Below are 19838 nucleotides of genomic sequence, written 5' to 3'. Positions count from 1 at the left end.
CTTGAGGAGAGTTCTCAACAGTCCCACTACCGATGAAATCAGAAAAGAAAGAAAGATAGTTCTTTGAGACATCAATAGCTAAAATAGCCAAAGGAATCACCTCCGGATTGAGTACAGCCTTACAACCTCGCGGTACATAAGAAAACGAGGCAAAACATTTTCCGGCAAGTAAAAAGCTGTACTCTAGTTAGGCAATCTTATTTAAGAGAACAAAGTCTCAAGGAGGGGCAACCTGAAACTATTTTACCAGAGGTGTTAAAAAATATGCATTCAATTTTCAAAGACCAATTTTAATTTTTACCGAACTTATTATACGAGGAGGGGATCATATGTACACTTTTACAGAGCAGTTCGGTGTTGCGGTAGTGGCACTCGACGGAGAAATTAATATGCAAAATGCCATGTCACTTAGAAATTGGGTTGTGGACAATCTCATAAAAAAAGGAAAATCTAAAATCGTTTTTGACTTTGCAAAGGTGAATTCAGTAGACAGTTTTGGATTGGGAACATTCGTGAGCTTACACAAAAGTGCTCTTTCAGCAAATGGTGTAATAGCTTTTGCAGGTCCAAATGAAAATGTTAAGAAGCTGCTTGCAATGACGGCGCTTGATAAAGTTATAAGGTCGTATCCTTCAGTGATGGAAGCCGTAAATGCGATAAAGTAATTCTATAATTCTAAATGATGGGTGTGATCGATATGAAAATAGCCATTGGCAGTGACCATGCAGCCTTTGAATTAAAAGAAAGGATTGTTGAACATTTGAAGAAGAGTGAGGTCGAAGTCATCGATTGCGGTACTTATTCAATTGAAAGCGTCGATTATCCCGACTACGCCAAAAAGGTTGCGGAAAAGGTCGTAAAGAAAGAGTGCGATTATGGAATATTGCTGTGCGGAACAGGAATAGGAATGTCAATAGCAGCGAATAAAGTAAAGGGAATAAGAGCGGCTTTGTGTCTTTTCCCTGATATGGCGACATATGCCAGAAGACACAACAACGCTAATATATTAGTTTTGCCTGGCAGACTTATGGGTATTGAACTGGCAAAATGGACAGTTGATGCGTTTCTTGCTGCCGAATTTGAAGGTGGAAGGCACGAAAGAAGAGTTAAGAAAATTGAGGAGCTTGAGGAATAAATGTCGTGTGAATTCGTTTTCTTTTCAGATTTGAACGTTGATTTTGTACCAAGGAAAGAAATCGACAATGGAAAATTCGTAAGAAATCCAGAAAAACCCGAGAGACTTACTGGGGTGTTAGGTTATTTAAATAAGAAATTTCAATCAGGAAGCGTCGTTGAATTCTCTGAAGAATGGATTCTCAAAGTGCATACTGAAAAATATTTTAAGTACATTGTCAAAAAATCTCAGGAAGTATCTGGTGAATATATTCCAGAAGTCTTTTTTGTCGATTTAATTTTTGATACTGGAACTCCTATAAACAATCTTACTTATATTGCAGCTAAACGGGCAGTGGACGTTGCATTGTCTGCTGCAGAGTGTTCTTTCACAAGTGGAAAAGTAACATATGCATTAACTCGGCCACCCGGGCATCATGCGATGCGTAGTTTCGGTGGTGGTTATTGTTATTTCAACAATGTTGCAATCGCTGCGAAATTTTTTGAAGAAAAGGGTATGAAGGTTGCAATCTTAGATGTTGACTTCCACCACGGTAACGGCACGCAAGACATCTTTTATGCTGATCCAAATGTGCTCTATGTCTCTTTGCATGGTGATCCAAAAGAATTCTATCCATGGTACAGTGGTTTTGAAGACGAGATAGGTGAGGGAAAAGGCAGAGGGAAGAATATAAATATACCACTTCCAAGGGGAACTGATGGAAGGATTTATTTTGAGGCACTAAGAAAGGCACTGGAGAAGATTCAAGAATTTAGCCCCGATGTGTTTTTGCTTTCTCTCGGAACCGATACGCATGTTAAAGATCCAGTAGGTAAGTTTTCTTTAAAATCTGAAGATTACAAGATAGCAGGCAGACTGATTGCTGATGCCACATCAAAGGTAAAGTACAAAGTCTTAGTACATGAAGGTGGTTATAATCATTATTCAAATCTCTCTGCAGTAAAGAATTTTCTTGAGGGATTCCTAAGCTAATATTATGCAAGGAGGAGTATAAATGAGCCTTAAGGAAAAGATTTTGAGCGATATGAAAGAAGCTATGAAGAATAAAGATGACCTCAGACTAAGAGTTCTTAGAGCAATTAAGACGGCTATTGGATATTTCGAAGTCGAGGGTGAAAAAAGAGAGGCAACCGATGAGGACATACAAAAGCTGATACTGAAAGAAATTAAGAAGAGACAAGAATCGATAGAAGCTTACAGGAATGCTGGAAGGGAAGACCTTGCAAAGGCAGAAGAAGAAGAGCTTAAGATACTGGAAGAATACGCTCCAAAGATGCTGTCAAAAGATGAGATTGCCGCAATTGTGTCCGCTGTAATTAAGGAACTTAACGCTACGCAGAAAGATTTTGGAAAAGTTATGAAAGAAGTTATGGCACGAGTCAAAGGTTCGGCCGATGGTAAGTTAGTCAATGAAGTGGTGAAGGAACTATTGAGTTGATGAATCGAGTGAAAATTGCGAATAAACTGAAAATATATCCAATATTTCTTCCAAACTTAGGGTGCAAGACTCGGTGTGTTTATTGCAATCAGTCGATAATGACTGGTGAAAATGTTCCTAAATTTTATGTTTTGGAACAGCTTCTTAAAGACAAAAATGATATCGACGAAATAGCATTCTATGGTGGCACTTTTACAGGGCTTCCAAAAGATGTTATGAAAAGATTGTTATCAATAAGGCCTGATATTCCAAAAAGAATATCTACAAGGCCTGATAGTATAGATGAAGAAATCTTGGAAATATTGAAATCAGGCAATGTTAAAACAATAGAACTCGGTGTAGAGAGCTTAGACGATGATGTGTTAAAACATTCTAAGAGAAACTATACTAAGGAAGACGTTCTAAAGTCAATTAGACTCGTTCAAAATCATTTTGAAGTTGTAGCCCACTTGATGATAGGGCTTCCGTATGACACAAGTGAAAAGGATTTACGCACTGTCAGTAAGCTTTTAAATGAAGGAGTTAAGCTTTTCAGGATACATCCGACTATTGTTTTCAAAGACACGGAACTGGAGCAACTTTACAATAATGGTGAATATGAACCTTTGACTCTTGAAGATGCTGTTACTATTATTTCGGAAATGACAATGTTTGTAGAGAGTTTCGGAGGGGTTGTAACTCGTTTAGGATACTATGTACCTGATTCACAAAAGCAGTTCATCGTCGCGGGACCATATCATCCTTCTTTCGGTGACCTTGTTAGAAGTTCTATAATAAGGATGCTGGTAGAAAGGTACGACATACACCAAATTCAGTACAACAGACGATATAAGTCTTGGATTTCAGCCTATGGGAATTCCAATATAGAACTCGACCGGAGAGAAATCGAAGCAGATGATATTCTGCTCGACAGCATTCCTTACAAGGTGTTTATACGCAGATTTGTTGATGAATTCACGCTACAGAAAATTTCATGAGGTGGTATGATGCAGGAATTAATATTTTGGTTGATATTTGGAGTAGTAGCTACAACACTGCTTTTTACACAAGTTCTGGTTACAATTCCGAAGGAACCTGTTGCTTTACCATCCGTACAGGAGGTTATTCCGGACGTTGGAAAAAGTGATCCTTCTGTTTCTTTGGTGTACGAAAATAATGTTTTAACCAATAGACTCAATGACTGGGTCAAGGACAAGAAAAGCAAAGTAATATACGGACTTGGTCAGGCGTCAGGCCCAAATTTTAACGAGCGAACCGTAAAAGAGTCTGCTCTCCAAACGGCATATCAGAAAGTTATAGAATCAATCGATGAATTGCAGAAGGAAATTCTTCAAAAAATCGTTTCTCAAAATCCTGCGAAAAAAGAATTTTACGCAGAAAATTTGAAACTGGTTTTTGATAAGCTCTATCAGCACATAACGAGTGACGAATCTTTGGCACCAGTTTTCAAGATATGGACAAAATCAAGCGGAGAGGTTATTACATACTACTATATTGTGATACTCGACGATGAGTACTCTTTGAGCATAATGAAGGTTTTCGCCTATGATTTTTTTGAAATGTTGAAAAATGATGGAATTGACTTTGACATGCTTTGGAGGAATGAATTCTATCAGTCGGTAAAAACAAGCAAGTAATCGAAAGATTTCAATATAAAATAAAAATTGGCGGAGGCGGTGGGACTCGAACCCACAAGGACCGCGAGGTCCACCGATTTTCGAGACCGGCTCCTTAGCCATTCGGACACGCCTCCGACCTTTAAGCTCTGCTCAAATAGTATATCATAAGCTGAAGATTTTTCAATATGCAAAAGAGGTGAATTCATCAGTGAGTTCTACAAGTAATATACCGAAAATTATGATAGTAGAAGACGATAGAAAGCTTAGAAGGCTGATCGAATTGGAGTTACAGCATGCTGGATATAGTGTCGTTACCTACGAGAGTGGTATCGATGCAATTGAAAACTTTGGGAGCGAGAAACCTGATTTGGTTATATTGGATATAATGCTTCCGGATACTGATGGATACGAAGTTGCAAAAGAAATCAGAAAGTTGAGCCCTGATGTTCTCATTTTGATGCTTACAGCTTTGGGAATGAAAAAAGACAAACTAACAGGCTTTGAATCAGGAGCTGATGATTACCTTACAAAGCCATTTGATAACGAGGAATTATTGGCACGGATAAGAGCGCTATTGAGGAGAAAACACATATCGATATCAACACCGATACGATTAGGGAATTTGGAAGTATATGAAGATAAGCATGTTGTTTTATTCAATGGAAGGGAAGTTGACTTGAGCAAAACTGAATTTGAACTCTTGTTATACCTTTTAAAGAATCACAGCCGTGCAGTCAGTAAAGAAGAAATTTTAGACGCAGTCTGGGGAATTGATTACTACGGTTCTGACAACACAGTCGAAGTTTATATTAATTATTTACGAAAAAAGCTATCTCCAGACATAATAAAGACAGTAAGAGGTATAGGATACAAGTTAGTTGGTGAGAAACTTGAAACTGACCACTAAGATATCTTTCTTCACAACTCTCGCTTCTGTTTTAGTTGTATCTATAGCACTTCTGCTTATTTACAGATATTTTTACGTCCTCGCTGTTCGAAGTGTTACTTCAGACTTCATCAATCCTCAGAGGTTTGTCACAGTTGTAGATACACCGGTTGGAAAGCAATATTTCGTTCTAAGATGGGATGTTTATGTTGCGGATTTGTCTACCGGTGAAGTTATCAATGACCCGTATGGTATAGGTTTGAAAGATGTAAACGGATTTCAAAAGATTGGGGATAAACACTACTACTTTGTGAAACTTGATGATATTATTTTGGGAAAAGATGTTACACCTGCGATGCGGTTTTTGGAGAACATAAGGAAGATTTTCATGTTCACCATAGTATTGATCGCTGGAGGTATCTTCTTATCTACCTATGTACTAACGAAGGAAAGTGTAAAGGAAATAAAAGCATTCGTCTCAGAAATTGAACTTCTTGGTAGGTCAGATGTCTCATATCGGGTAAAGATTAAACCTAAGAGCTTGGAAGTTGAAGAATTAGTGTCGAAGTTCAATGATTTGATGGAAAGAATTGAACGTTCTTACAAGGCACAGGAATCTTTCGTGTCTGCGGTCTCCCACGAGCTTAGAACGCCTATTGCGACTCTTCTCGGTTATGTAAACATGCTTAAGAGGTGGGGAGCGAAAAATGAAGAGATACTTACAGAATCTGTTCAGGCGATAGAAGAAAGCGCAAAAGAAATTAAAAATATCATAGAGAATATGCTGTTAATAGCAAGGGTGGAAACTCTTACGGAAGAGAAGATTAACATTCGTGACTTCATATCAGAAATTGTACAACACAAGTTTAAAGACAGAGAAGTTATCGTTGAAGGGGAAGGAACTATTGAAACGAACAAAGAAGGACTCGGTATAATATTGACTATCCTTGTTGACAACGCATTTACCCACGGTGCTCCACCTGTTATAGTAAGCATAGATAACGGCAAGATAGACGTCATAAACCATGGACCAAAGATATCAGATGAAGTTCGGGACAAAATATTTGAGAGATTCTATAAAGGTGAAAACTCTTCTGGAACAGGGTTGGGCTTGTACATAGCAAGCGAAATAGCTAAGAAACTTGGATTACAGATAAAGCTGTATAGTTCTGATGAACGTACAGTGTTTTCAATTCTTAAGATTAAGAATGGGTGATATTAATTCTATCAAATTTTGGTCGATAACAAATATGAGGTGATATTTATGCAAGTTAACGGTCTTGGATCCGGTTATACAGGTATCAGTATGTTTCCTATTCAACGAAGTGTTCCAGTACATTCTGGAACATCTGGAGTCTCTGATGTTCAAACACAAGTAAATCAAGCAAAAGAACTTATGCTGAAAACACTGGAATTTGCATTTTACAAACAGCAAGATATGAATCTCAAGCTTGTTAGGATCGCAGGTCAGCTTTATCAAGGACAGAACATCGATACAAGTGTTTGAATTTGCAACTACACTTTACAAAAAATAAGAAAAGGCGAGTGGTTATTTTCCACTCGCCTTTTTTCTACTGCACTTATTATTTAAGTAACCCTTTTTGTTTGAGAAAATCTGTAAGTATTTCTTCCAATGTTGGTTCGCCGATTTCTTGCAATTCATACCTAACTCTTACTGCAGGTTTATTTATGTGCATAACTCTTCTGAGGTCGATTGGAGTACCAATGATAACTACGTCAGCATCTGACTTGTTTATTGTTTCTTCTAATTCTTTAATTTGTTTTTCACCATAACCCATTGCTGGGAGTATAACGTCAAGGTGGTTGTATTTTTTGTATGTTTCAACTATTGAGCCAACAGCAAATGGTCTTGGGTCAATAATTTCCTTTGCTCCAAATCTTTTTGCTGCAACGTAACCTGCTCCATATCTCATTTCGCCATGTGTTAGGGTTGGTCCATCTTCAACAACGAGAACCTTCTTGCCTCTGATCAGTGATGGATCATCAACGAAAATTGGAGAAGCTGCATCTACTACTATTGCATTTGGGTTCCACTTTGCGATATTTCTTCTCACTGTCTCGATATCTTCCCTATTTGCTGTCTCTTCTTTATTGATTACTATGACATCTGCCATGAGTAAGTTTGCCATGCCTGGATAGTATGTCACTTCATGGCCTGGTCTGTGTGGGTCAACAACGACTATCTGAAGGTCAGACTTGTAGAATGGAAAGTCGTTATTTCCACCGTCCCAGAGAATTACATCTGGGTTTTCTGCTTCTGCACTTCTCAATATTGCCTCGTAATCAACACCTGCGTAGATAACGCTCTTTCTGTCGATATGTGGCTCGTATTCTTCTCTCTCTTCAATTGTGCAGTTGTGTTTATCAAGGTCTGAATAATCTGCGAATCTTTGAACTTTCTGTGCAACAAGGTCGCCGTATGGCATCGGGTGTCTTATGGAAATAACCTTCATGCCCTTGCTTCTGAGTATGTCAAGAACTCTTCTTGTTGTCTGACTCTTTCCACAACCTGTTCTGATTGCACACACCGATACAACAGGTTTTGTTGATTCAACAGTTGTTGCTTTTGGACCCATCAATTTGAAATCCGCACCTGTAGCAAGAGCTATAGCAGCTCTTTCCATAACATATTGGTGCGGTAAATCACTGTAAGCAAGGATTACTTCGTCAACATCATATTTTTTGACTAACTCGGGTAAGTTTGCCTCATCTTCAATAGGAATTCCGTTTGGATAAAGTGGTCCAGCAAGCTCGGCGGGATATACTCTACCTGCTATATCAGGAATTTGAGTTGCTGTAAATGCTACAACTTCGTAATCGGGGTTGTTTCTGAAGAATGTGTTGAAGTTGTGGAAATCTCTTCCTGCGGCACCTAAGATGATAACTCTTCTCCTTCTTTTTTCCATCACTTTCACCTCCAACTTTATATACCATGATTTTCGAATGAATGCAGACTAATTATACATTGTAAAGGGTGTAATTTCAATAACAGCAAAGAATGAATTTCAGAAAAAATAATTTAAGTATATTATTATGCTCTTGTATGCTCGCGTATGCAAAAGTATGTTCTCTAATGTATTCAAAGGTTTTGTAAGTCTTTTCACAGATTCTTGGAAACTATTCCAAAATGTTGTTTACTTTCTTACTTGTTGTAGTATAATACTAATGGTTTCCACATTATCTTAGAAGGGGAGGTAGAGTGTATGAGAAAAGTTCTTACGGTAGTTTTAGCAGTATTGTTTGTCTTCTTGGCTTTTGCTCAAGCCAAAAAGATTACTATATGGACATCTGAGGCACAAGTTCCTATTCTTAAGAAACTTGCGGATCAGTACAAAGCAAAGTATGGTGTACAGGTTGATGTCGTTCAGGTAAATTTTGGTGACATCAAGTCGAAATTCTTAACAGCAGCACCAGCAGGAGAAGGTCCAGATATCATCGTTGGAGCACACGACTGGGTTGGAGAACTTGTTGTCAACGGTTTACTCGAACCAATAAACCTTCCAGAAAAAGACAAGTACTTCCCAGCACCACTCCAAGGTTTCACCTACAATGGAAAACTCTACGGTGTTCCATATGCATTTGACGGTCCTGCACTAATGTACAACAAAGATTACGTTCAGAACCCACCAAAAACATTCGATGAGCTCATAACACTTGCAAAGAAGATTGAAAAGGACTTTGGCGGAGAAGTTAGAGGTTTGATTTACGATTACAAAAACTTCTACTTCAGCTCATTTGCATTCTTTGGTATGGGCGGTTATGTATTCGGAACGGACAAATCAGGAAAGGTTAACGTAAAAGACGTTGGACTTGCAAACGCAGGTGCAATTGAAGGTCTTAAACTCATAAAGAAACTTGTTGATGAAAAGATACTCACATCAGGTGACAACTACAATACAATGGACGGTCTCTTCAAAGATGGTCTTGCAGCAATGATAATCAATGGTCCATGGGCAGTTCCAGGCTACAAACAAGCGGGTATCAACTTTGACGTTGCACCAATTCCAACACTCCCTGGCGGAAAGAATCCAAAGCCATTCTTCGGTGCACAAGGTTTCATGGTTAACGCAAAGAGCAAGAATAAACTCTTCGCACTTGACTTCTTAACAAAATTCATCGCAACAAAAGACATAATGTTCCAAATTTGGCAAGCTGACCCAAGATGTCCATCAAGAAGCGATGTTAACGAACTTGTTATGTCAAGAGATCCACTTACAAAGAAATTCGCAGACTTCCTTGGAAAGTACGGACTTCCAATGCCAAATGTTCCAGAGATGGCAGCAGTTTGGGGAGCAATGGGAGACGCACTCGCAAAGACGCTTGACCAAGGAGTACCAGCAGAAAAAGCACTTGCAGACGCAGTTGCACAGATTAAAGCACAGATTAAATAATTCTTGAAATACAGATAGGGGCACGGGGGTATGCCCCCGTGCTTTTTCTTAATGTCTATATCAAAACCTAATCTGCAACATTCTTTCAAAGTCAAACGTACCAAATGAATGTTCAAAAATACAGTCGGGGAGGAATACCCATGAGATTCTTGAAAGTGCTTGGCTGGATCTTTTTGGTGTTTTTCACAGTATTTGGAGTTCTTGGAGGGATTTTCCTTTTTGGCAGAGGCTTTTATGAGCTATCTGTAACTTTGTTTGTGCTTATATTTTTGATTGACTTTTTCATAATTAACAGGAACGCTTATCCGTACAGATACATGATACCCGCTCTTGTTCTTTTGTTTATACTTGTGCTTTATCCGATAGCTTTTACGATCAGAACAGCTTTCACGAACTATGGAACTGGTCACATAATGACAAGACAGGAAGTCGTTGAGAGATTGTTGGTTGATCCAATTTACACGTACATTGTGGAAGAAAGCACACCACTCAATTACAGTGTTTACGTAAAGTTTGACGGCACTCAACCAACATCCGATTTTGTAGTGGTTGTTTCTTCGGCAACGGAAACTTACATTGCGAAAGATTACAACGTCTTGAAAAGCGAAGCTGGTCAGTTAATCTTAGCTGAGGCGCAGTTTCTCAAAATTAACGAAAGTGGAGTTCAGACAGAACTTCAAAATGGAAGAATTGAATTAATAAAAGACTCGGGGAATATATATAAGTACTTCTACAGTCCAGACGATACTTCTACACAAATTAACGAAGATTACTTTAAGTATTCTATTCTCTTCCCAACTATGAGTAAAATAGAGTTTGTCGATAAATCGTCAGAAAGATATGCTGTGAGACAGAACGAAGAAGGAAAATTGTATATGTATAAGATTAGGCACATGTACAAACTTGGTCTCGCAGAAACTATAGAGAAAGGAAAGAGCATAGTTAAGACAGTATTGATTAATACGATTACTAACAGGCCGTTAATCGAAGAGAATGGTACTATTTACGATATAAATGAAAAAGGCGAAAAAGTAGCAGTTGGTGGCTACATCTCTGGTTATGGACTGAAGAATTTCACAAGAATTTTCACAGATCCGACTGTTTCAGGTCCTTTTGCAAAGATATTTGTTTGGAACTTCACCTGGGCAGCTCTCAGCGTTCTCTTCACTTTTGTAATTGGTCTGATACTTGCTCTTGTTCTTAATAATCCGAACTTAAGAGGTAGGGCGATTTACAGGTCATTGCTGATAATTCCTTGGGCTATTCCTGCATTCATTTCAGTTCTTGTTTGGAAGAATGGGTTTTTCAATGAGACATATGGTATTCTCAACAAGTTTGTCGTGACGCAGCTTTTTGGTGCGGAACCGATTAAGTGGTTTAATGATCCATTCTGGGCAAAGGTTGCTGTTCTTACCGTCAATACTTGGCTCGGATTTCCATACATGATGGTTGTTTCACTCGGTGCGCTTCAGAGCATACCGGAAGACTATTACGAAGCAGCTGCTATCGATGGTGCTAACAAATGGCAGAGATTTTGGAAGATAACATTCCCACTTCTTATGACAACAATAGCACCGCTTTTGGTTGGAAGCTTCGCGTTTAACTTCAACAATTTTGTTAATATCTACCTCTTAACTGGTGGTGGACCAGCGATGCCAAATACAACCACACCAGCTGGTTCAACTGATATTCTTATATCCTACACTTACAAGCTCGCTTTTGAAGGTGGACGAGGTCAGGATTTCGGATTTGCATCGGCAATTTCAATTATCATATTCCTTATAGTTGGAACTCTCAGCTTCATCAACTTCCGTTTGTCCGGCTCCTTTGAGGAGGTGAATAGATAATGGTTCGAAAAGAGAGAAAAATTCTAACACATATAATTCTCATAATCATTTCAGTAGCTGTTCTATTTCCAATAGTATGGGTTGTTTCTACCTCGCTTAGAAGGGATAACGCGGCATTTTCGACGAAGCTCTTCAGTAGTAGAATGACCCTTCAAAATTATATCGACCTTCTTGCACCAGAAAAGAATGGACCAAGGCTCGTATCCGATATGGATGCACTTATACTAATGGCTCCACCACACGATAAAATAACTATAGAAAAAGCAACCCAATATTTCAAAGAGGATGTCCAAAGGTTCAAAAAGTATATACAAGAAACTGAAAATTTGAAGTCTCAGATAGACACGGCAATATCGAATCTAAGGGAATACTTCGAGAAAAATTCTGATGCTTTAATAAAAGGTTATGTGAGTGACATTGATAAGATAGTTGGTGAGCTAAAGTTTGAAAAGCCGACGAAGTATTTACAAGTTGCCGCATATGAGCTTTATAACAGCGGAGAGGATTTGAGTGCACTTGTTGATATCGACCCTTACCAAGGACAAAAGGAATGGGAACTCCTTATTGGCAATAAGAAATCCGAATTGGAAGAGATAGATTCGCAAATCAGCAGCGTTAAGATGACTTTGCAACCCTTAGAAAAATCCTATGCACAGTATCAGGGTGTATTCTTAGCCTCCGTTCGAACAATACGTTCTTATCTTATTCCGCAGCTTTCGGAATATACTCTTGTCTTGAAATCTGCTTCAGAACTGCTCGAAGCTGCAAAAAACTCAAGTGTCTATGCGGAAATGATTCCGGACGAAACAGCTATTATGGAAAGATTCACCAACACCCTGAGTAAAATTAAAGACATACAGTTGAACATCCAAAAGTTCACAGACTTGAACGATATAGATCAAGCATTGACAGAATTTCAAAAATATTATGATTTAGTACTAAATAACTGGTCTGCCGCAGTTGATAAAGACAAGGCACCATACGCTGACTTTTTGAATACGCTTGATACATTCACTGTAAGGGTGTCAAGTACGGTAAATGAGGCGGTCTCAATGCTCAGTAAGCTTAACAATTATACAAGTAAGATGTTAGCGCTCCAGAGTCAGATAGAGAAGTACAAAGCTATGCAAAATAAACTCGAAAAAAGGAAAGAAGAGATAAATACAGAGATAGAAAAGGCTTATGAACTTATACACGATGCACTGCTTTACCTAAAAGCGCAGCTTGCCATTGTTCAGTTGAACGAAGTTAAGTCAAGAGTCTCAAACATGAGGTTACCTGCACAGCTCCAGATGCTGAACTTGCAATCAAAAAGAATATTTGGCATAGTCAGTGATGTTGCAAGTCTGATTAGGGATGAGAAAAAGCAAAAAACACTAAGGAGCATAGCAAATAAACTTGACTGGCCCGGAACCGCTAAAGATATGTTCACAAACTATGACTTGTTCGTTCAAAATTATGGACCTTTCATAAGTGACTTGAAGTTATACCTGTCTGACATAGAAATCCAAGGTCCAAGATTTATGCCCGTTTCAAAAACTGGCGTAAAAGTCAGACCAATGTCAATGGAAAGGCTTACTGACACTGTGCTCTCTGTTTACAGAAACAATGTTGTGCCAAATATGAACGTTATGTCAAGGAAGTCTTCCGAACTCTCCGATAAATTGAATTTAAAGGATATAACTGCTTATTCTAAAAAGATTGATGGTGCTTCATTCAGAATAGACCAGATATGGCAAAGGAAACCTGACCATTACATGATGAGATGGATACTGAACAGTGTTATCGTTTCGCTCTCAGTTTCATTAATAATTACAGCTGTAACAGCACTAGCCGCATATCCGTTCAGTAGAATGAGGTTCAAAGGAAGAAAGTATGGTATAATGGGATTGTTACTGATTCAAATGTTCCCGGCAATAATGTACATGATAGCTATCTACACGTTCTTGGCATTTGCTGGAAAGTACATACCTGGATTTGGCTTAAGCAAGCTCTCGGGTCTTATATTTGCGTATCTCGGTGGTATAGCCTATAATATGTACCTTATCAAAGGATACTACGACACGATTCCAGATTCTCTTGAAGAAGCCGCACTTATAGATGGCGCAACAAGATGGCAGACATTCGTAAAGATAGTTCTTCCACTCGCTTCACCAATACTTGCTGTTATAGTAATACTAACTTTCATGGGGACATTCAATGAATTCGTTCTTGCAAGGATAATTCTCCAAGACGTTCAACAGTACACTTATGCTATCGGTCTTTACACATTCTCGACAGGACCATTTGAAACACAATGGGGACTTTTCACTGCAGCAGCGATGATAGGTATGATACCAATGGTTATACTCTTCTTACTGATGCAAAAGTACATCGTTGGAGGCCTTGTGAAAGGAGCAGTAAAAGGTTAATGTTAAATGAGCACGAGCTTTATTTGCCTGATTACCAAAAATCTATTGTAAATCTTCTCTCACGATTTCTTAAACATTTTGGATGTCATTCAAATCACCCAGAATTTCCCCTCGAAGGTTCCTTCGAGGGGTTTTTCAATGGAGTGAATAAGATAGTTATATTTCTTGTTGATGGAATGGGATACAACAAATTTATCCAAGTGAACGAAAAACTTGGGTTTGAAAGTATATTGAAGGTATCGAGCGTTTTTCCTTCTACAACAGCTGCGGCTGTTACAAGTTGGTTTACAGGGAAGACCCCAAAAGAACACGGATTGTTAGGATATATTCTTTACCTAAGAGAAATCGGCGGACTTGCAAACATGATAGAGTTTACTTATCCTGGAATTGAAGGAAATATATTCTCGAGTATTCTGAAAAAAAGACTCCATCGAATAGATAACATATTTGACCAGTTAAAGGAAAAGGGATTGTACGGCGGAGTTATAACACACGCGTCGATTGCCAATTCTGGATTATCTTACCTAATACACAAGAACGGACATATAATGGGTTATTACTACATGGGCGACTTGTTAGCAACACTTAGAAAGAAACTTTTAGAAGACTGGAGCGGAATTCTCTACGTTTACTGGGGACACTTGGACGGATTGGGGCACAAAAAAGGACCAGATAGCGATGCATACGATATGGAAATGACAAGGATACTTATGGAATTGAAAAGATTTACCTCTGAAAGTCTGCCACACGACTCGCTCTTTGTAATCACTTCTGATCACGGAATGATTCAAATTCCAAATTCGAGCAACAACTTCTTGAAACCTACGGATTCATTTAATAGACTTTTATCTTCTCCACCCGGTGGAGAGATGAGGATGATGTATTTCTACCTTTTGAAGCGTAGTGCCTACGATGCGTTAAGGTTATACTTTGACGAGAATTATCCAAATTCAGCAATTTTCTTGTCTAATAAAGAAGCGCTCGAGATGGAACTCTTTGGTCCTGGAAGAACACACCCGGAGTTGTACAACAGAATAGGTGATGCTATAATGATTGCAACAAAGAATAATGCCTTCACATATATGTACAGCGGAGGCGAGGAAAGGCTCGCAGGAATGCACGGTGGGCTCACTGAAGAAGAATTGTATGTTCCTGCGGTGTTTTTGAGACGATGAATTAAAAGTATAAAATAAACTTAGAAGCGGGAGGAAAAGGTGAGATGACAGAAAAAATTAATGTAGCTAACGAACGACAAGTAAGAGTACGATTTGCACCAAGCCCAACCGGATACTTACATGTGGGCGGTGCTCGAACAGCCTTATTTAACTGGCTTTTCGCACGTAAGAATAACGGGAAGTTTATACTTAGGATAGAAGATACTGACACAGAAAGGTCCACGAGAGAATCCGAACGTATGATAATGAACGATATGAAATGGCTTGGATTGAATTGGGACGAAGGTCCTGATATTGGTGGAGAGTATGGTCCTTACAGGCAAAGTGAGAGGCTCGAACTGTATAGAAAATATGCCTACCAGCTCGTTGAGGTGGGGCATGCGTATTTTGCTGTTTACGACAAAGACGACCCAAAGAAACTACTGTATAAAACAGAAAAGCAGCCAGAAACCGATAATCCGTATACAATAGTCTTCAAAGTACCAGAAAACAGAACTCTTTCTTTTGACGATATGCTTAAGGGTACGATTGAATTTTCAACAGAGCACATGGAAGACTTCATTATCGTTAAGTCAAACGGCTATCCTGTCTACAACTACGCTGTTGTGATCGATGACTATCTCATGGGCATCACACATGTATTGCGTGGTGAAGACCATATATCGAATACGCCAAAACAACTACTTATATATGAAGCTTTGGGTTGGACTCCACCGAGGTTCATGCATATTCCGCTGATACTCGGTGCTGATAAAACACCACTAAGTAAAAGACACGGAGCAACAGCTGTAGAGCATTTTAGAAGAGAAGGATACCTTCCGAAAGCGTTAGTTAACTACTTGGCAATTCTTGGTTGGAGCGTCGACGAGGAAATTTTTGATTATACAAAGAAAATTGAATCTTTTTCACCAGATCAGATATCGAATAAGAACGTAGTTTTTGATTATCAAAAACTCGAATGGGTAAATGGAAAGCATATGAGGTTGTTATCTAACGATGAGCTCTATGCATATTTTGAAGAATGGGAAAAGTTTACTGGAATTAAAAGTGATGTTCCAAGGGAAGTGATTAACATATGCCGCGAGAAAGTAAATACTTTAAAGCAATTATACGAATTTGTCCTCCCGTTTGTGGATGATAAATATGAATACTCATCGGACTATATTGAGAAATTTGTCAAAAAGCCGGAAGCCAGATCTATATTAAGCTTAGCTATTGAAAAATTCGAAGCACTCGAAAATTACACTATTGAAAACGTTGAAAAGACCTTGAGAGTTATTGCAGAAGAATTAAGTCTTGGTACAAACAAAGTATTCCAGACTATTCGTGGTGCTCTTTTAGGAAAGCTTGTAACACCTGGTTTATTTGAAAGCATAGTGGTTTTGGGAAAGGAAGAGACGTTAAAGAGATTGGGCAAAACTGTGGATTTCATAAATAAATTAGAATAATACTCTCGGCATTATGGGGTGATTGAGTTGCTCATACACAAGAGGTATTTTGAGAGCACGGTAGAAATTACAAGAATCGAGGAAAAAGACGGAAAGTTTTATGCATATGCGAATGCATCACCGTTTTATCCAGACGGTAAGGGTGGCCAGCTCGGTGACAGGGGGAAGATTGCAGGAGTAGATGTTTTTCATGTTTTTGAAAAAGATAACGAAATTGTCCATCAGATTGCTGGCACTATCACACCAGGTATCCATGAAGTCATTGTCGATCAAAAGCGACGTAAAGATATCGCCCAGCAACATACCGGACAGCATATTCTCTCAGCTGCGTTCTTAGAGGTTGCGGATATAGAAACCGTCAGTTTCCACATGGGCGAGGAGTATTCAACTATAGATCTCGACGTTCCATTTTTGGAAAGCGAAGTCATCTCAGAGGCAGAAGAGCTCGCCAATAGAGTTACACAATCTTGTTATACAATAGAAGAGATAATAACGGACATTGAGGGGTCTAAGAATTACAACCTGAGAAAACCCTTAAGCGATAAAGTTACCGGAGAAGTTAGGCTTATAAAAATAGACAACTTCGACGTTTCTGCGTGTGGTGGATTTCATCTTAACAATACTGGCGAGGTAGGTTTGATAAAAGTAATAGATGCTGAGAAAGTCAAGGGTAATCTCACAAGGATCTACGCAGTCGCTGGGAAGAGGGCGTTGAAATACTTTCAAAAATACAATTCCGTCTTAAAAAAACTTTCCAAAATGCTCACATCTTCAGTGGGCGAATTGGAACTGCGTGTGGAAAAGCTTTTGAACCAGAGCAGAGACCAAGCTTTACTACTTTCTAAGATTTCGCAGGAATACGCAACTGTTTTGAGTCAGAATTTGTCAAATAAAGGTCTGGTATACTTAGAAGGATACACAGAAGTTGGGAATTTCTTAGCTAAAATTGGAAATTTCGAAGACAGCATTTTAGTATTTTACGATAACAGCAAATACATAATTGCTTCTAAAAAATACGATGTAAGAAATTTTGTATCAAAGTTAATAGAGAAATTTGGTGGAAAAGGTGGTGGAAAGAGCGAATTTGCTAACTACCAACCTACCAAAAAGTTAAAATTTGAAGAACTTGAAGAAGTATATCATGAGGTGTACAATAGAGATTGAACCTATATTATGTTAAAAAATTCCAGGAGGTGCAACAACTATGAGCTTGAGAAAACTATTGAGCTTTTTATTACTAACCATACTGCTGTTAACAGTGAGTTTTGCCGATGCGCTGAAATTCTTGCCAAAGGATTATTCCATGCTTGTTTATGTCCCGGATCTTCCAAAAGCGTACGATGCCTTCAAAGCGCTTCCGATAGGTCAGACTTTATTGGCTGATACGGGAATTGGTCTTGAATCTCTCGTCTTAGGTGTTCTCGAACAACAATTGTTATCTATGAAGTACACACTGAGCGACTTCGACCTATTCACGAAAGAAATGCTTGTTACTACAGATAAAGAAGGAAATATAACTGTCGTACTTGGACCTGTGAAAAACACAACAAAAGTCAGAAAAGTCCTTGAAAGCTTCTTAGAACAAGAGACTCTCAAGAAAGTAAAATTTGTAGAAAACTACTTCGTGTATTCAGACGTGCAAGTTGGCGGAGGGAAAGTACCAGCAAATCTATCGAGCACGTTGAAGGGAAATCTCGGTGTTACGTACACGAATATTGTAGATAAAGATATATCGTTTGAAGGATACGGATACATCCGCGTGGAGAACAACGCACTTGTGCTTTATCAGAAAATAGATGCAAAGACACAGGCTGCAAAGAATGCACTTAAAACTTTGCAAAACACAAAACCAGTCGATGTGCTCGGAGATAAGAACGTTGGAGGGGATTTGCTCATATTCGTTAACAGGCAGATACCTGAGGCTTTGAAAAAGAGCACTTTAGATGCATTGTTATCCGTTGCAAATATAACAAACGTGAGTATAAGTGGTGTGATGTACGCATCGGCAGATATAGGTTCAGCTGTGAGTAGTTTGCTTAGTGCAGATTCACAGAGTCAAACGTCTAATCAGAGTAATCAAAATAACCAAAATGTTTCCGTTTCATCCTACTCGGTTGTTTTTGGAAGTGGATTCAAAATGCCAGAAGAAGTCAAGAAGTATGTTACGATAGGTTCTGAAAAATATGGTGTTCTCACTACAGAAAATGGTATGGAGAGTTATTTACTTATAAAGAATGACAGAATGATTACGTACACGGTCGCACCGAACAAATACAAACCCGGAGATAAGACGTTTTTTACAGCAAACTATGATCCAAAGTATTTTATGGGTGTTTTCATAAACTTTGAACCGCTTATAAACACGATGCTTGGAAAGAAAATTAAATCTTCCGCGACATTCGTTGCATATGTTGAGGGTGATTCTATCATTCAAAAAGGAACGGTGAAATGATTGTCTGAAAAAGGGGCAAGTAAGCAGAAGAATGCATTAAGTGGCTGTTTTAGCTTTGTGTTTTTTGCATTCATGATTTTAATATTTCTTTCAATCTTTGGTTCAGTTTTTGAGAACTACTATTTCTTTATGTTTGTTCAGAAAGTATTGCCATTCATTTTCATAATCATTCCTACTTTAGTGTTCGTAATTTTTGCTTATGCAATACTGTCTACTATCGTCAAGATTTTCAAAGGCGGGAAAAAGCCAACGAGAGAAAGAAGCACGGACATTAAGGATTTAATTAACAAGGAAAGAAAAACAGAATCGGATTTTGAAGAAACTTCAGAAGACTATACAAGAGAAAAGACGCTTGAGTATAAAAGAAGTTTCTCTGAAACAGGTTTGTCTTCTTCCTCTGAAAAAGACATGGGTGTTGCAGAGGCATTCAGACTTTTAGGTCTTAAATCGAATGTACCGTATACTAAAGTAAGCGAAAAGTACTATGAACTTGTTAAGAAATTCAACAGAGCCAAGATGTCTGAGGAGATGCGACAGAAAGTTCTAGACGAGCTTGCAAAAGCTTATGAGATTTTGACAGAATACTATTCTAAGAATGCTTGATAAAGAAGGTGGTTCTGTGGAATATGAGTTCTATTTCACGTTTCCGATGCCACCAATAAGCATCTTGTTTATCATTTTAAGGATATTTGCTATCTTCCTAACTGTCTACACGTTATTTATCTTAGTAAGATTTTTGATTTCACCAGAATCAGGTACTGATGTTGGAAGAAGGAACGAATTTGATAAAAAACAGTATAGAAATCTTAGAGCAGAAGCAGATGAAAAACTTCTGAAGGCTTTTAAAACTTTTAATGCAACACCCAACGACTCATATTCAGATATTTCTGTTAGGTATTACTACTTAAGAAGGATGCTGTCTTTATCTTCACTTCCTTTGGAGGTAAAGGAAGCTAAATTAAAAGAAATAGATGAACTTTTTGAGGTTATAACTGACTATTACACGAAAAGATGA

At 38.4% G+C, this 19838-nt stretch carries 19 protein-coding genes and 1 tRNA gene; 18 read left to right on the top strand and 2 right to left on the bottom strand.

The window, feature by feature from the left end; translation table 11 throughout:
- The first annotated feature begins 329 nt into the window (after positions 1-329).
- The 6 genes from BUA11_RS09135 to BUA11_RS09110 are packed head-to-tail and all read left to right on the top strand — an operon-like array spanning position 330 to position 4210.
- Entirely contained in the window at positions 330-665 is a 336-nt protein-coding gene (locus BUA11_RS09135; protein ID WP_072760783.1) for an STAS domain-containing protein, read from the top strand.
- 32 nt (positions 666-697) lie between these two features.
- Positions 698-1135, top strand: coding sequence for a ribose 5-phosphate isomerase B (gene rpiB, locus BUA11_RS09130; protein WP_072760781.1), 438 nt, complete (start codon positions 698-700; stop codon positions 1133-1135).
- On the top strand, positions 1136-2107 hold the full coding sequence (locus BUA11_RS09125; protein ID WP_072760779.1) for a histone deacetylase family protein: 972 nt from the start codon (positions 1136-1138) through the stop codon (positions 2105-2107). It abuts the gene before it with no gap.
- A gap of 22 nt (positions 2108-2129) precedes the next feature.
- On the top strand, positions 2130-2573 hold the full coding sequence (locus BUA11_RS09120) for a GatB/YqeY domain-containing protein (RefSeq protein ID WP_072760777.1): 444 nt from the start codon (positions 2130-2132) through the stop codon (positions 2571-2573).
- Positions 2573-3550, top strand: a complete 978-nt coding sequence (locus tag BUA11_RS09115; RefSeq protein ID WP_072760800.1) for an elongator complex protein 3 — start codon at positions 2573-2575, stop codon at positions 3548-3550. The genes BUA11_RS09120 and BUA11_RS09115 overlap by 1 nt, the downstream gene beginning before the upstream one ends.
- A gap of 9 nt (positions 3551-3559) precedes the next feature.
- On the top strand, positions 3560-4210 hold the full coding sequence (locus tag BUA11_RS09110; RefSeq protein ID WP_072760775.1) for a hypothetical protein: 651 nt from the start codon (positions 3560-3562) through the stop codon (positions 4208-4210).
- 28 nt (positions 4211-4238) lie between these two features.
- On the opposite strand, the gene BUA11_RS09105 is transcribed toward BUA11_RS09110, so the two are convergent.
- A tRNA-Ser gene (locus tag BUA11_RS09105) sits at positions 4239-4326 on the bottom strand.
- Positions 4327-4400: 74 nt separating this feature from the next.
- Here BUA11_RS09105 and BUA11_RS09100 point away from each other — a divergent pair.
- Genes BUA11_RS09100 through BUA11_RS09090 form a run of 3 tightly spaced genes read left to right on the top strand, consistent with a single transcriptional unit; the run spans position 4401 to position 6585 of the window.
- The gene (locus tag BUA11_RS09100) at positions 4401-5099 is read left to right on the top strand and encodes a response regulator transcription factor (RefSeq protein WP_084634432.1); all 699 of its coding nucleotides are present in this window, start codon (positions 4401-4403) and stop codon (positions 5097-5099) included.
- Positions 5074-6294, top strand: coding sequence for a HAMP domain-containing sensor histidine kinase (locus BUA11_RS09095; protein ID WP_245789675.1), 1221 nt, complete (start codon positions 5074-5076; stop codon positions 6292-6294). The genes BUA11_RS09100 and BUA11_RS09095 overlap by 26 nt, the downstream gene beginning before the upstream one ends.
- 48 nt (positions 6295-6342) lie before the next feature.
- Positions 6343-6585, top strand: a complete 243-nt coding sequence (locus BUA11_RS09090) for a hypothetical protein (RefSeq protein ID WP_072760771.1) — start codon at positions 6343-6345, stop codon at positions 6583-6585.
- 76 nt (positions 6586-6661) lie between these two features.
- Here BUA11_RS09090 and BUA11_RS09085 read toward each other — a convergent pair whose 3' ends face one another.
- Positions 6662-8005, bottom strand: coding sequence for a cyclic 2,3-diphosphoglycerate synthase (locus tag BUA11_RS09085; RefSeq protein WP_072760769.1), 1344 nt, complete (start codon positions 8003-8005; stop codon positions 6662-6664).
- A gap of 297 nt (positions 8006-8302) precedes the next feature.
- Here BUA11_RS09085 and BUA11_RS09080 point away from each other — a divergent pair, with 297 nt between their 5' ends.
- The 9 genes from BUA11_RS09080 (at position 8303) to BUA11_RS09040 (ending at position 19838) form a co-directional block, all read left to right on the top strand.
- On the top strand, positions 8303-9490 hold the full coding sequence (locus BUA11_RS09080; RefSeq protein WP_072760767.1) for a sugar ABC transporter substrate-binding protein: 1188 nt from the start codon (positions 8303-8305) through the stop codon (positions 9488-9490).
- A 140-nt stretch (positions 9491-9630) separates the two neighbouring features.
- Positions 9631-11337 carry an ABC transporter permease subunit gene (locus tag BUA11_RS09075; protein WP_072760759.1) on the top strand — a complete coding sequence of 569 codons (1707 nt, stop codon included), beginning with the start codon at positions 9631-9633 and terminating at the stop codon, positions 11335-11337.
- Positions 11337-13748 carry a sugar ABC transporter permease gene (locus tag BUA11_RS09070; protein WP_072760756.1) on the top strand — a complete coding sequence of 804 codons (2412 nt, stop codon included), beginning with the start codon at positions 11337-11339 and terminating at the stop codon, positions 13746-13748. Before BUA11_RS09075 ends, BUA11_RS09070 begins: the two co-directional genes overlap by 1 nt.
- Positions 13749-13891: 143 nt before the next feature.
- Positions 13892-14923, top strand: a complete 1032-nt coding sequence (locus tag BUA11_RS09065) for an alkaline phosphatase family protein (protein WP_245789673.1) — start codon at positions 13892-13894, stop codon at positions 14921-14923.
- A gap of 44 nt (positions 14924-14967) precedes the next feature.
- On the top strand, positions 14968-16371 hold the full coding sequence (gene gltX / locus BUA11_RS09060) for a glutamate--tRNA ligase (RefSeq protein WP_072760752.1): 1404 nt from the start codon (positions 14968-14970) through the stop codon (positions 16369-16371).
- Positions 16372-16398: 27 nt separating this feature from the next.
- Entirely contained in the window at positions 16399-17535 is a 1137-nt protein-coding gene (locus tag BUA11_RS09055; protein WP_072760739.1) for an alanyl-tRNA editing protein, read from the top strand.
- Positions 17536-17575: 40 nt separating this feature from the next.
- A complete protein-coding gene (locus BUA11_RS09050; RefSeq protein WP_072760737.1) occupies positions 17576-18823 on the top strand; it encodes a hypothetical protein in 1248 nt (415 codons plus the stop codon).
- 72 nt (positions 18824-18895) lie between these two features.
- Positions 18896-19426 carry a hypothetical protein gene (locus BUA11_RS09045; protein ID WP_143145320.1) on the top strand — a complete coding sequence of 177 codons (531 nt, stop codon included), beginning with the start codon at positions 18896-18898 and terminating at the stop codon, positions 19424-19426.
- Positions 19427-19442: 16 nt separating this feature from the next.
- A complete protein-coding gene (locus BUA11_RS09040; protein ID WP_072760733.1) occupies positions 19443-19838 on the top strand; it encodes a succinate dehydrogenase/fumarate reductase transmembrane subunit in 396 nt (131 codons plus the stop codon).

This window comes from Fervidobacterium gondwanense DSM 13020, from assembly GCF_900143265.1.
Classification (GTDB): domain Bacteria; phylum Thermotogota; class Thermotogae; order Thermotogales; family Fervidobacteriaceae; genus Fervidobacterium; species Fervidobacterium gondwanense.
Note: the sequence above shows the minus strand (reverse complement) of the source record. Positions and strands in the feature narration are given on the sequence as shown.